This window comes from Pseudomonas sp. WS 5411 (genome assembly GCF_012985595.1).
Classification (GTDB): domain Bacteria; phylum Pseudomonadota; class Gammaproteobacteria; order Pseudomonadales; family Pseudomonadaceae; genus Aquipseudomonas; species Aquipseudomonas shahriarae.
In genome coordinates this window covers 206,852-220,152 of record NZ_JAARMC010000001.1, presented here as the reverse complement: position 1 = coordinate 220,152, position 13,301 = coordinate 206,852, and the positions used below count along the sequence as shown (strand labels likewise).

Annotated in this window: 14 protein-coding genes; 4 read left to right on the top strand and 10 right to left on the bottom strand. The window is 59.9% G+C overall.

The window, feature by feature from the left end:
- Positions 1–129 precede the first annotated feature (129 nt).
- The gene (locus tag HBR93_RS01045; RefSeq protein WP_003172097.1) at positions 130–732 is read left to right on the top strand and encodes a peroxiredoxin; all 603 of its coding nucleotides are present in this window, start codon (positions 130–132) and stop codon (positions 730–732) included.
- Positions 733–801: 69 nt separating this feature from the next.
- On the opposite strand, the gene rnt is transcribed toward HBR93_RS01045, so the two are convergent.
- Positions 802–1,473, bottom strand: coding sequence for a ribonuclease T (gene rnt / locus HBR93_RS01040; protein ID WP_057958607.1), 672 nt, complete (start codon positions 1,471–1,473; stop codon positions 802–804).
- Entirely contained in the window at positions 1,470–2,516 is a 1,047-nt protein-coding gene (gene pyrC, locus HBR93_RS01035) for a dihydroorotase (protein WP_169959702.1), read from the bottom strand. Before pyrC ends, rnt begins: the two co-directional genes overlap by 4 nt.
- Before the next feature lie 156 nt (positions 2,517–2,672).
- Here pyrC and HBR93_RS01030 point away from each other — a divergent pair, with 156 nt between their 5' ends.
- The 3 genes from HBR93_RS01030 (at position 2,673) to HBR93_RS01020 (ending at position 6,190) form a co-directional block, all read left to right on the top strand.
- Positions 2,673–3,581, top strand: coding sequence for an OmpA family protein (locus HBR93_RS01030; protein ID WP_057439335.1), 909 nt, complete (start codon positions 2,673–2,675; stop codon positions 3,579–3,581).
- 129 nt (positions 3,582–3,710) lie between these two features.
- Positions 3,711–4,928: an argininosuccinate synthase gene (locus HBR93_RS01025; protein ID WP_029295244.1), complete on the top strand. Its 1,218-nt coding sequence runs from the start codon at positions 3,711–3,713 to the stop codon at positions 4,926–4,928.
- Between the two features lie 629 nt (positions 4,929–5,557).
- Complete coding sequence (locus tag HBR93_RS01020; RefSeq protein WP_032858436.1) at positions 5,558–6,190, top strand: response regulator transcription factor; 633 nt, start codon at positions 5,558–5,560, stop codon at positions 6,188–6,190.
- 61 nt (positions 6,191–6,251) lie between these two features.
- On the opposite strand, the gene HBR93_RS01015 is transcribed toward HBR93_RS01020, so the two are convergent.
- The 8 genes from HBR93_RS01015 to metG all read right to left on the bottom strand — a co-directional run bounded on the left by HBR93_RS01015 (position 6,252) and on the right by metG (position 13,160).
- The gene (locus HBR93_RS01015) at positions 6,252–6,434 is read right to left on the bottom strand and encodes a hypothetical protein (protein ID WP_057439336.1); all 183 of its coding nucleotides are present in this window, start codon (positions 6,432–6,434) and stop codon (positions 6,252–6,254) included.
- A 107-nt stretch (positions 6,435–6,541) separates the two neighbouring features.
- Positions 6,542–7,180, bottom strand: coding sequence for an endonuclease III (nth, locus tag HBR93_RS01010; protein WP_115128897.1), 639 nt, complete (start codon positions 7,178–7,180; stop codon positions 6,542–6,544).
- 16 nt (positions 7,181–7,196) lie between these two features.
- Complete coding sequence (locus tag HBR93_RS01005; RefSeq protein WP_169959701.1) at positions 7,197–7,700, bottom strand: Rnf-Nqr domain containing protein; 504 nt, start codon at positions 7,698–7,700, stop codon at positions 7,197–7,199.
- On the bottom strand, positions 7,693–8,298 hold the full coding sequence (locus HBR93_RS01000) for an RnfABCDGE type electron transport complex subunit G (protein ID WP_169959700.1): 606 nt from the start codon (positions 8,296–8,298) through the stop codon (positions 7,693–7,695). Before HBR93_RS01000 ends, HBR93_RS01005 begins: the two co-directional genes overlap by 8 nt.
- A complete protein-coding gene (locus tag HBR93_RS00995) occupies positions 8,295–9,266 on the bottom strand; it encodes an RnfABCDGE type electron transport complex subunit D (protein ID WP_115128894.1) in 972 nt (323 codons plus the stop codon). The genes HBR93_RS01000 and HBR93_RS00995 overlap by 4 nt, the downstream gene beginning before the upstream one ends.
- Entirely contained in the window at positions 9,247–10,455 is a 1,209-nt protein-coding gene (gene rsxB, locus HBR93_RS00990; RefSeq protein WP_169959699.1) for an electron transport complex subunit RsxB, read from the bottom strand. The genes HBR93_RS00995 and rsxB overlap by 20 nt, the downstream gene beginning before the upstream one ends.
- Positions 10,452–11,003: an Rnf-Nqr domain containing protein gene (locus HBR93_RS00985; protein ID WP_169959698.1), complete on the bottom strand. Its 552-nt coding sequence runs from the start codon at positions 11,001–11,003 to the stop codon at positions 10,452–10,454. The genes rsxB and HBR93_RS00985 overlap by 4 nt, the downstream gene beginning before the upstream one ends.
- Positions 11,004–11,108: 105 nt before the next feature.
- A complete protein-coding gene (gene metG, locus HBR93_RS00980; RefSeq protein WP_057958614.1) occupies positions 11,109–13,160 on the bottom strand; it encodes a methionine--tRNA ligase in 2,052 nt (683 codons plus the stop codon).
- Between the last annotated feature and the right edge of the window lie 141 nt (positions 13,161–13,301).

Genomic DNA, 13,301 nt, shown 5'->3' with positions numbered 1-13,301 from the left:
CTGACGAACGGCTTTTTTCAGGTATGATGGTCGGTCTTTACGAAGCGTGATCGCGTCACAGGCCTGTCGTCAATTCACGGCAGACTCAGGGGCGGTCCATTTACTTCAATTACCATCAGGAGATAACCAATGAGCGTACTCGTCGGCAAACAAGCCCCGGATTTCGACGTACCTGCCGTCCTCGGCAATGGCGAAATCGTTGACAGCTTCAAGCTGTCTGAAGCCATCAAAGGCAAATACGGCCTGGTGTTCTTCTACCCGCTGGACTTCACTTTCGTCTGCCCATCCGAGCTGATCGCCCTGGATCACCGCATGGACGACTTCAAGGCACGTAACGTTGAAGTGGTTGCCGTGTCCATCGACTCCCATTTCACCCACAACGCCTGGCGCAACACTGCCATCAATGATGGCGGCATCGGCAAAGTCAAATACACCATGGCTGCCGACATGAAGCACGACATCGCCAAGGCCTACGACGTTGAGTCCGAAGGCGGCGTGGCTTTCCGTGGCGCGTTCCTGATCGACGACAAGGGCGTTGTGCGCTCGCAGATCATCAACGACCTGCCGCTGGGCCGTAACATGGAAGAGCTGATCCGCCTGGTCGACGCTCTGCAATTCCACGAAGAGCACGGCGAAGTCTGCCCAGCCAACTGGAAAAAAGGCGACAAAGGCATGAACGCTTCGCCAGAAGGCGTTGCGGCTTACCTGACCGAGAACGCTGGCAAGCTGTAAGCCAGATTCGCGGTAAAAAAACCGGCCTGAGAGGGCCGGTTTTTTTATGCGTGGGATTTAGCGACCTGATCAGTCGCTGAAATCTTCCCAGCCGCCCATCTGCTTCCAGCGGTTGACGATGCCGCAGAACAGATCGGCAGTCTTCTCGGTGTCGTAGCGAGCCGAGTGGGCTTCACGACCGTCGAAGTCGATACCGGCAGCCTGGCATGCCTTGGCCAGTACGGTCTGGCCATAAGCCAGGCCAGCCAGGGTCGCGGTGTCGAAGCTGGAGAACGGGTGGAACGGGTTGCGCTTCATGTCCAGGCGCGCCACGGCGGCGTTGAGGAAGCCCAGGTCGAAACTGCTGTTGTGGCCGACCAGGATCGCGCGTTTGCAGCCGTTGGCCTTCAGGGCCTTGCGAACGCCACGGAAGATGTCGGTCAATGCCGCTTCTTCGCTGACGGCCATGCGCAACGGATGGTCGAGCTTGATTCCGGTGAACTCCAGGGCCGCCGCTTCGATGTTGGCACCTTCAAAAGGCTCGACGCGGAAGAAATGGGTGTGTTCTGGATACACAAAGCCCTGTTCGTCCATGCCGATGGTAGTCGCGGCAATTTCCAGCAGCGCATCGGTGGCGCAATTGAAACCGCCGGTTTCTACGTCGATAACGACAGGCAGATAGCCGCGAAAACGCTCGGCCATCGGGTGGCGCGAACCGCCGCCACTGTGTTCCTGTTCGTCGTCGTAATGGTCTTCACTCACGTGTGTTCCTCCAGCAGGCGCCAGCGCAGTGTTTCACCGGCGCGCAGCGGGATAACGGTCAGCTCGCCAAATGGCAGGCTGGTGGGGGCGGTCCAGTCTTCACGGACCAGGGTAATGCGGTCGGTATTCGCCGGCAGGCCGTAGAAGCGCGGGCCATTGAGGCTGGCGAAGGCCTCGAGTTTGTCCAGGGCGTTGCGTGCCTCGAAAGCCTCGGCGTACAGCTCGATCGCCGCATAGGCGGTGTAACAGCCGGCACAGCCGCAGGCAGCTTCCTTGGCGTGCTGGGCGTGGGGGGCCGAGTCGGTACCGAGGAAGAACTTCGCATTGCCACTGGTGGCGGCATCGAGCAGTGCCACCTGGTGGGTGTTGCGCTTGAGGATCGGCAGGCAATAGAAGTGCGGCCGGATCCCGCCCACCAGCATGTGGTTGCGGTTGTACAGCAGGTGATGCGCGGTGATGGTCGCGCCAACGTTGGCCGAAGCCTCGGTGACGAATTGCACGGCGTCGGCAGTGGTGATGTGCTCGAACACCACCTTGAGGGTCGGGAACAGCTCGACCACACGGCGCATGTGTTCGTCGATGAAGATCTTCTCGCGATCGAACACATCGACATCACCACGGGTGACTTCACCGTGGATCAACAGCGGCATGCCCACTTCGGCCATGGCTTCGATGGCGGGCAGGATCTTGTCGATACTGGTCACGCCGGAGTCGGAGTTGGTCGTGGCGCCGGCCGGGTACAGCTTGGCGGCATGCACGTAACCGCTGGCCTTGGCCTCGCGGATTTCTGCGGGCTGGGTGCGGTCGGTCAGGTAGAGCACCATCAACGGTTCAAAGCGGCTGCCGGCCGGTCGTGCAGCGAGGATGCGCTGGCGATAGGCGTCGGCTTCTGCGGCATTGCGCACCGGAGGTACCAGGTTAGGCATGATGATGGCACGGCCAAACGTGCGCGCTACATCAGCCACGGTTTGGGGCAACGCAGCACCATCGCGAAGATGAATATGCCAGTCGTCGGGACGCAGCAGGGTCAGGCGGTCGGACATTGGGGATTCCAGGCGGGTCAATCTGGTGGGAATGCTACCGGAAAAGACTCTTGCAGGCACTCGCTATCAAGTTTTGCAGGGCGCGACCGATATCCCTGGGTATGCCTTAACGATGTATGACGCCTTGTTGTGTTGTAGAAACCAGTGGAGCCGCCCGTGCGCCAGCAATATCTAGCCCTGCTCAGCGTGTTCGCCAGCCTGCCTGCGATGGCCCTGACCTTCCAGACGCGCCTGGAAAATATCGAGTGGAAGGTGGAAGGCGACAAGTTCGAGTGCCGCTTGAGCCAGCCGATCGCCGATTTTGGTTCGGGTGAGTTCGTGCGCCGGGCCGGCGAGCAGGCGACATTTCGCTTGAAGGCCTACAACAGCGCGCTGGGCGTCGGCTCCGCAACACTCTTGGCGGCGGCGGCGCCGTGGCAGCCGGGGCGCGGTGATATCAACCTCGGTGCGGTGCGTGCGGGCAGCGGCGATGTGCTGTTCAACAGCTCCCAGGCCCAGGCCGGGCGCCTGTTCAATGGCTTGCTCGATGGCCGCAGCCCGACTGTGCGCCACTATTCCCGGGATGGTGGCTATTCGGAAATCCGCTTGCTGCCGGTGCGCTTCAACAAGGCTTACAGCGATTACCAGTTATGTACTGCGAAATTGCTGCCGATGAATTTCGAGCAGGTCAAACAGGCTGAAGTCGGCTTTCCGGGTGGCGGTATCGACCTCGACCCGGCGGCCAAGGCCAAGCTGTTGGTCATGCTTGAGTTCATCAAGGCCGACCCTACGGTCAACCATATCGAACTGGACGGCCATTCGGATAACAGCGGCAATCGCCTGACCAATCGCGACCTGTCCCGGCGTCGAGGCCTAGCGGTGATGGACTTCTTCAAGGCCAATGGCATTCCCGAATCGCAGATCGTCCTGCGCTTCCACGGCGAGCGCTATCCGCTGGTGCCCAATACCAACCCGGCCAACCGGGCGAAGAACCGGCGGGTGAATATCCATCTCGACCGGGTGCCAGCCCCCGAGAAACCGGCACCCCAGGCCACCGCCCCGGCGAATGCGGCGGCGACCTCGTAGGCATCGGCCATTCGTCGCTCGCCCGACATAATCTGTCGCTTTATCTTCATTTGCTGTCGCGCCCCTGTAATTTCACGGTTTTGATCGGTAGAATCGACGCCTTTCCGTAAAACCCCGTGGAGTGATGGCATGGCCGACGTAAACAAGGTCGTTCTCGCGTATTCCGGCGGCCTGGACACTTCGGTGATCCTCAAGTGGCTGCAGGATACTTATAACTGTGAAGTGGTGACCTTTACCGCTGACCTGGGTCAGGGCGAAGAGGTCGAACCTGCACGAGCCAAGGCGCAAGCCATGGGCGTCAAAGAGATCTACATTGACGACCTGCGCGAAGAATTCGTCCGCGATTTCGTTTTCCCGATGTTCCGCGCCAACACCGTCTACGAAGGCGAGTACCTGCTGGGTACTTCCATCGCACGTCCGCTGATTGCCAAGCGCCTGATCGAAATCGCCAACGAAACCGGCGCTGACGCCATTTCCCATGGCGCCACCGGCAAAGGCAACGACCAGGTGCGTTTCGAACTGGGCGCCTATGCCCTGAAGCCTGGCGTGAAAGTGATTGCTCCTTGGCGTGAATGGGACCTGCTGTCCCGTGAAAAACTGATGGATTACGCTGAAAAGCACGCCATCCCGATCGAACGCCATGGCAAGAAGAAGTCCCCGTACTCGATGGACGCCAACCTCCTGCACATCTCCTATGAAGGCGGCGTGCTGGAAGACACCTGGACCGAGCACGAAGAAGACATGTGGAAATGGACCGTCTCCCCGGAGAACGCTCCTGACAAGCCGCAGTACCTGGAACTGACCTACCGCAACGGCGACATCGTCGCGCTGGACGGCGTCGAAATGACCCCGGCCACCGTACTGGCGACCCTCAACCGTATCGGTGGCGAGCACGGTATCGGCCGTCTGGACATCGTCGAAAACCGCTACGTGGGCATGAAGTCCCGTGGCTGCTACGAAACCCCGGGCGGCACCATCATGCTGCGCGCTCACCGCGCCATCGAGTCCATCACCCTGGACCGTGAAGTGGCTCACCTCAAAGACGAGCTGATGCCTAAATACGCCAGCCTGATCTACACCGGTTACTGGTGGAGCCCTGAGCGTCTGATGCTGCAGCAGATGATCGACGCCTCCCAGGTCCATGTGAACGGTGTGGTGCGCCTGAAGCTGTACAAGGGCAACGTGATCGTCACCGGCCGCAAGTCCGATGAGTCGCTGTTCGATGCCAATATCGCGACCTTTGAAGAAGATGGCGGTGCCTACAACCAGGCTGACGCTGCTGGCTTCATCAAGCTCAACGCACTGCGCATGCGCATTGCGGCCAACAAGGGCCGCAAGTTGTTCTGAAGTACCTGACGCGTCATAAAGAGTGGCCCCTTGAAAAAGGGGCCATTTTTTTGTCCGTCATTCAGGAGGTCCGGGTTTTGTTTATCAGTGTTTAATGTCTTGCCGATGTGTTTGGGGCGTTGCTGTTTATTAGTTTTGCTTTTGTTTTTTTTGTGTCGGGAAGTTGGTGCTTCAGGCATGCAGCCTTGTTTGTGTTTAAAATCATTCGGTTGTTTAGTAGGAAAGAGATGGAGTTCTATTTTATTTGTGGAAATATCTGTCAGATAATTCCAAGTGTTGTTAATGACTGTTGCACCGAGGGAACTTTTTTGCAGGGGCAATGGCCGCGTCGAGGCACGCAGGTCTGGCCCGTGCAAGGGGCATTTCCTGAAAATGGCGTGCGTCATGTTTACTTTTCTAGGGTAAACGGTGCTTTTTTTGCTCAAAATATGTTTGCCCACGGAAAGTTCTGAAAGGCTGAACAATAACCGACACATCCATAGAGGCGTTTTTTTGTAGGTCTATTCTCATAACTTTGTGGGTTGGGTCTCTGCTTGTCGTTACTTGGGGGGGAGTGCTATGCCAAGGAGGAAACGACTAGGCTATTGTGCTGGCTCTGAATAATTCGAACAGCGAAATTGGACTTGCCCATGAATAAAGTGCTGATCGTGGATGATCATCCCGTCATTCGCCTTGCTGTACGCATGCTAATGGAGCGTCATGGTTATGAGGTCGTTGCAGAGACCGATAACGGAGTCGACGCGTTACAACTAGCGCGGGAGCATATGCCGGATATTGTCATCCTGGATATTGGAATTCCCAAACTTGACGGTTTGGAAGTTATTTGTCGCCTGTCTTCCACAAAGCAGGCGCAACCCTTCAAGGTGTTGGTGCTGACCTCCCAGGCTCCCGGTCACTTCTCCATGCGCTGCATGCAGGCGGGGGCGGCGGGCTATGTGTGCAAGCAGCAGGACCTTACCGAGCTGCTGAGCGCAATCAAGGCCGTGCTGTCTGGCTACAGCTATTTCCCCAACCAGGCACTCAACTCGGTGCGGTCCACCCAGGGCAATACCAGCGAGGCGGATATGGTCGAACGGCTCTCAGGCCGGGAGATGATGGTGCTACAGCAGTTGGCCCAGGGAAAAACCAACAAAGAAATCGCCGACGGCATGTTCCTCAGCAACAAGACGGTGAGTACCTACAAGACGCGTCTGCTGCTCAAGCTCAATGCCCGGTCCCTGGTGGACCTGATCGAGCTCGCTCAGCGCAACGGCCTGGTTTAAGAAGCAGGGAGCAACAGGCAGGAAAAGCCTCCATCGCGGAGGCTTCTGTGTGATCGTTTGGCTAGAGATCGAAATCGTAATCGGCCAACTGTTTTTGCAGGCGTCGCTCTTCCAGAAGATTGTCGATGGTGCGGCGTTTGCTCAAATTGGTCTTGGCCACTTCTACGGGCGCCTCGGCTACTTCGTCAGTGTCCGTTGCCACAAAGTCATCTTCTACATCCAGTTGTTCTTTGCCAGTGCTCATAAGGTTAACTCCAGGCTAAGACTGCCGTTGGCGCTCCTTATATCGGCAATTGCGCACCGGGTAAAAAAGATTTTTTCAATCGACTCATCAATAAAAGCAATGACGGCTCAATCGTCAGACGTCTTTTCCTTGTATTCACACAGATCCTCGATGCGACAGCTGCCACAACGCGGCTTGCGGGCCTGGCACACATAACGGCCGTGCAGAATCAACCAGTGGTGGGAGTCGAGCAGGTAAGGCTTTGGCACAAATTTCATCAGTTTTTTCTCCACCTCCACCACATTCTTGCCCGGTGCGATCCCTGTGCGGTTACTCACGCGGAAAATATGTGTGTCCACCGCCATGGTCAATTGGCGAAACGCTGTATTGAGCACCACATTGGCCGTCTTGCGACCCACGCCGGGCAAAGCTTCAAGTGCTTCCCGGGTTTGTGGCACTTCGCCGCCATGCAACTCGACCAGCAGTCGGCAGGTTTCTATGACGTTTTTTGCCTTGCTGTTATACAGGCCAATGGTCTTGATGTACTGCGACAGCCCCTCCACCCCCAGGGCATGGATCGCCGCTGGAGTATTGGCCACCGGAAACAGCTTGGCCGTGGCCTTGTTGACGCCCACATCCGTCGATTGCGCAGACAGGATCACCGCAATCAGCAGCTCGAACGGCGACGAGTAGGCCAGCTCGGTCTTGGGTTCTGGGTTGTCCTCGTGAAACCGACGAAAGATCTCCAGGCGTTTTGCGGCATTCATGGGGCGAGCGGTTCCTTCAGTGTGGTTTGCGGCGTTGGGTCCAGGCTTGCCACCCGGCAAGCCACAACCCGAGCAGGATAAACCCTGTGGGGGCGAGGGTGGCGATGCTGCTGCCGAGTAACAAGCGCGAGAGGGTGATTGCAACCAATAGCCCGGTAGCAACGGTGAATAGCTGAAGCTGCGCCCTGCGCTGGTTGGCGGCGAACAGGCCGGCATGTTCAAGCAATACGCATTGCACGCCAATTAACCCCAGGTACGCTCCCAGGGCCATAGACGGGCCAAAGGCCAGGGCCTGGGCCACCAAATGTGCGCAACTGACCCAGGTGGTGGCCAGCAACACATTGGCAATCAGCCGCCAATTGCCACTGAGGCGATTACGCACCCAGGCGCAGCTCCAGCCATGCAGCGTCACGATCAGCACCCACAGGGCCCAGAAGGCAGCGGCGCCGGCCGGGGTGGCGCTGACACCCAGCAGTGCAGGCAGCAGCAACAGGCTGCCAAGGGCGAATGGTTTAGTCATGGCTGGCAGTCTCCAGCAGCGCCTGACGATGTTCCTCAAAATACCGCAAGGCATCATGGGTTGCGTTAATCACCGCGCGGGAGGTGATGGTCGCGCCCGCCATCTGGTCGAACTGGCCACCGTCTTTCTTCAGCGCCCATATCTGCGGACTTTCCCCCGACAACCCTTTGAACGAGGCAAGCCAGGGATTGCCGGGCTCGCCAATAGGTCCGCCCAATGTGGGGGTTTCTGCGTGGGCCAGGGTCTTTACCCCGAGCAGCTTGGCGTTGTGGTCGATGGCAATCAGCAATTGGATACGTCCACCGTAACCATCGACCTGCGCGCGCAGCACGACGGCGCTGGGTTTACCGGCCAGGGTCGCGAGGTAACCACCCAGCAGTTGACTGTTATCCAGCATTTCCGAGGCGATACCCAGCGGGCGCTCCAGGGGGTGATTGTCATAACTGCCAGCGGGCAGTACATCCAGCAACGCCCGACTTTGCATCTCACGCTGCTGCGCGGCAATGGGCTTGGTCGTCAGCTGTTGCAGGCCAACGGTCAGGCCCACCGCGCCGACGGCGATCAACAGCACGATCAAGGCTTGCCAGGTGCGCGTCATGCCTTCACCGCCTGCGGCCGTGCCCAGCGCTCCAGGGTCGGCACCGCGAGGTTCATCATCAGTACGGCGAACGCCACGCCATCCGGGTAGCTGCCCCAGGTGCGGATCAGGTAGGTCAGCAGCCCCACGCCCACCCCAAACAGCAAGCGTGCCCGCGCACTTTTCGCGCCCGACACCGGTTCGGTGATGATAAAGAAGGCCCCGAGCATGGTGGCCCCGGTCAGCAGGTGAAACAGCGGCGAGCCATTGGAGTCCGAGCCCGAGCCGTTCCAGCCCAGCAGGCTGATGACAAACAGGCTGGCGAGCATGCCCACCGGCGCATGCCAACTGAATACCCGTTGCTGCAGTAAAAAGACGCCGCCGGCGAGAAACGCCAGGTTTACCCACTCGCTGCCGGTGCCGCCGATCTGGCCGAACGCCGGGTTGCTGGCAAACAGTTCATCAATGGTCAGGCTGTTATTGATGCGTAACGTATCCAGCGCCGTGGCCCGGGCCCAGGCATCGGCGGTCTCGCCGTGCAGGCCGAACACCTGTTGCAGGCCGGCCAGCAGGTCCAGGCCGTGGGATGCCGGCCAATGGGTCATTGGCTGGGGAAAGGCCAGCAGCATCAGCGCATAACCGAGCATGGCCGGGTTGAAGGGGTTCTGCTTGCCGCCATACAGGTGTTTGCCCAGCAGCAATCCACTGCTCACAGCGCCCACGCATAGCCACCACGGGCAGTAAGGTGGCAGCGCCAGGGCCAGCAGGACCGCGCTGACCAGGCCACTGAGGTCGCCACCGCCCTGGCCGCGCAACCGGCGCACCCCGGCTTCGACGGCCCAGGCACAGGTGCCGGCCAGCAACAGATTGATCAACACGCCCCAGCCATACAGCCAGAACAGCACCAGCACGCCGGGCGTTACCGCCATCAACAGGCGCTGCATGGCCTGTTGCTGGCGCTCAACAACGTCAGGCCCCGACATGTTCATCCACCAACCGCTGAGCGTCAGCCAGGCGTTGTCTGGCGTCGATTAACGCGTTGGTACTGCTGGCGGGCTGGCGTTCGAGTTTGTTCAGGTCGGCGCGGGCATAGGCCAGGGCGGTCTTCAATTGGCGCAGTTGGCTGTCGATGGGCCGTTTCTCGACACGTTGCAAATCAGGCCTGGGCTGCTCGGAGGCTTCTTCGGCCGCATGCAAGGCTTGTTCAGCGTCGGCCAGGGCGGCGCCCAGGGCGGCCAGTTGTTCGGCATCGGCCAGTGCGTCCTGAGCTTTTTTCAGCTCGGCGCGACGCATGGCCAACTGGATTTTGGCGCGTTTGAGCGCTGGGTCTTTATTGGCCTGGGGGATCACAACAGCGGGGGCGTTGGTTTCAAGGGCGGCCAATGCCTGTTCGGCGGATTCAAATTGCTGTTGCAGGATGATCAACTGCGACTGTTGCTCAAAGGTCGGCGGATGGCCGAAGGCTTTCAGGGATTTATGCAGTTGCGCCCGGCTCATCGCCAGGTTGATCTTGGCCTTTTTTAGCGCTGCGTCGATGTCGGCGTCTTTTTGCGCGCGCACGCGCTCGATGGCAGCCTGCAGCGGGTCGCCGTTGCTCTCTGCGCTGGGGGCCGGGCGTTTGCTGCGGGCCAGGCGTTCTGCCAGCTTGTGCTCTTCCTCGCGTTGCAGCCTGGCGTTGCGTTGCTCGAAGCGGCGGCGGGCGCGCTCACGCTTGGTCCCGCGCTCTTGGCGCTCCTCGGCGGTGCTGGCATAGCCCGCGACAATTGGCAGCACCGTGGCCAGCGGCAAGGGCAGCATGTCGATGCAGTCCACCGGACAGGGCGCGACACACAAGTCGCAACCGGTGCATTCATCCACGATCACGGTGTGCATCAACTTGGCCGCGCCGACAATCGCATCCACCGGGCAAGCCTGGATGCACTTGGTGCAACCGATGCACTCGGCCTCACGGATAAAGGCAATCTGCGCGGGGGCTTCACCACGAGTACTGTCCAGCTCCAGGGGCGCCAGGTTCAACAGCTGCGCCAGCTCGGCGATGGTTTCTGTGCCGCCTGGCGGGCACTTGTTGATAGCCTCACCCCGGGCGATGCCTTCGGCGTAGGGTCTGCAACCCGGGTGCCCGCATTTGCCGCATTGGGTCTGGGGCAGCAGGGCGTCGATACGTTGAATCAGGCTCATGGTTTGATCATTGCGTTTAAGCCCAGCAACGCCACGGCCATCAGCCCGGCACTGAACAGGTCCATGGGCAGGCCTTTGAAGGGCTGGGGGATATCGTTGTGGTCTATGCGCTGGCGCAAATCGTTGAACAGGCTGAGGGTCAGCCAGAATGCCGGGCCGATGCCCAGGCTATAGATCAGTTGGGTGGTATTGCCAGGGCCCAGGAATACCACGCTGAGCACGCCGGCGTTCGCCAGCAGCGGCAGCCACAACCCGTCGAAGGGCAGTGCGGGCACGCGGCGGGAAAGTACCGTCAGCAATGGCTGGCTCAACAAGATCGCCACCGGCACATAAGCAAACAGCCATAACGCGTCCAGCGCCAAGGGGTGCAACACAAAGTGAACAACCAGGTAGCTGAAAGCGCCGCTGAGGGCGACCAAGAGTGTGGTCGCGAACCCCAGGGCGTGCACCCGCCGTCGTTCCAAAGGCGGATCCCCGGGCAGCGCAACACGCAGCAGGTATTGGCTGATCAGGGCAGCGCAGGGAAGGGCGACAAGCAGTTCGGTCATGGTCGAGCCGGTTAAGCAAACAGGGCCTGATTATCCGGCAAGCAGGGAGAGGGTACTAGCGCAAACCGCCCTGTCGCGGCCAATCACCGCGACAGGGTTTTCCGGTTACTTGATGCGCTGGCCAGGCTTGGCGCCACTGTCCGGGCTGAGCAGGTAGATTTCCTCGCCGCCAGGGCCGGCTGCCATCACCATGCCTTCGGAGATGCCGAACTTCATTTTGCGTGGCTTGAGGTTGGCGATCATCATGGTCAGGCGACCATCGAGCTTGGACGGGTCCGGGTAGGCACTTTTGATCCCGGAGAACACGTTGCGTTGCTCGTCACCGATATCCAGGGTCAGGCGCAACAGCTTGTCGGCGCCTTCCACGGCTTCGGCCTTGATGATCAGCGCGACCCGCAGGTCCACGGCGGCAAAGGTATCGAAGTCGATTTCCGGCGACAGCGGATCCTTGGCCAGCTCGCCATTGCCCGCTGGGGCGGCGTTGCCGGTGTCGGTCTGGCTGGCGGTCAGGTCTTCCTTGGAAGCATCCGTCATGGCCTGCACCTTGACCGGGTCGATACGGGTCATCAGCGGCTTGAATTCGTTGAGCTGATGGTTGTTGAGCAGGCTGGTGTGGTCATTCCAGGTCAACGGTGCAACGTTGAGGAACGCCTCGGCGTCGGCGGCCAGCAACGGCAGCACCGGCTTGAGGAAGATCACCAACTGGCGGAACAGGTTGATGCCGGTGGCGCAGATGGCCTGGACTTCATCCTGCTTGCCTTCCTGCTTGTTCAGCGACCACGGTGCCTTGTCGGCGATCCAGGCGTTGGCTCGGTCGGCCAGGCCCATGATCTCGCGCATGGCGCGGGCAAAGTCGCGGGCTTCATAGGCGTCGGCGATGCTTGGCGCGGCCGCCAGGAACGCGTCGGTCAGCTCCGGTGCGGCGTTGACCGGCACCATCACCCCAGCGTTGCCTTTGTGGATAAACCCGGCGCAGCGGCTGGCGATGTTGACCACCTTGCCCACCAGGTCCGAGTTGACCTTCTGCACGAAGTCTTCCAGGTTCAGGTCCAGGTCGTCGACGCCACGGCCCAGCTTGGACGCATAGTAGTAGCGCAGGTATTCCGGCGACAGGTGGTCCAGGTAGGTGCGCGCCTTGATAAAGGTGCCACGGGACTTGGACATCTTCTGGCCGTTGACCGTCAGGTAGCCGTGCACGGCGATGCCGGTCGGCTTGCGGTAGCCCGACCCTTCGAGCATTGCCGGCCAGAACAGGGCGTGGAAGTTGACGATGTCCTTGCCGATGAAATGGTACAGCTCGGCGGTGGAGTCCTTGCCCCAGAACGCGTCGAAGTCCAGCTCCGGCGTGCGGTCGCAGAGGTTCTTGAAGCTGGCCATGTAGCCAATCGGCGCGTCCAGCCACACATAGAAGTACTTGCCCGGCTCATCGGGGATCTCGAAACCGAAATACGGCGCATCGCGGGAGATATCCCACTGTTGCAGGCCGGCATCCAGCCATTCGGCGATCTTGTTTGCCACGGCGTCCTGCAAGGTGCCGCTACGGGTCCAGGTTTGCAGCATTTCCTGGAAATCCGGGAGCTTGAAGAAGAAGTGCTGGGAATCCTTGAGCACCGGGGTGGCGCCCGAGATCGCCGACTTCGGATCTTTCAGATCGGTCGGTGCGTAGGTGGCACCGCATTTTTCGCAGTTATCGCCGTACTGGTCTTCGGTGCCGCACTTGGGGCAGGTGCCCTTGATGAAGCGGTCGGCCAGGAACATTTTCTTTTCCGGGTCGAAATACTGGGTGATCGAGCGGGTGGCAATGTGCCCGGCATCACGCAGTTTCAGATAGATCTGGCTCGACAGCTCGCGGTTCTCTTCGGCGTGGGTCGAGTGGAAGTTGTCGAAATCCACCAGGAACTCGGCAAAGTCGGCGCTATGTTCAGCCTGGACGTTGGCGATCAGTTGTTCCGGGGTGATGCCTTCCTTTTCGGCGCGCAACATGATGGCCGAACCGTGGGCGTCGTCCGCGCAGACATAAATGCATTGATTGCCGCGATGCTTCTGGAAGCGCACCCACATATCGGTCTGGATGTACTCAAGCATATGGCCAAGATGGATGGAACCATTGGCATAGGGCAGGGCGCTGGTGACGAGGATCTTGCGTGGCTCGGACATGGGGCTCGGCTACTTGATGAAACGGAGGTCGGCCACTATAAAGCGCTGGGGAATTTATTTCACCCCGTGAGGCTGTTTCAGGGTTTTCCAATATCGCGAAAGCATGCCCCTCACGCCTCGGAACGGTTAGGATAGCCGCCT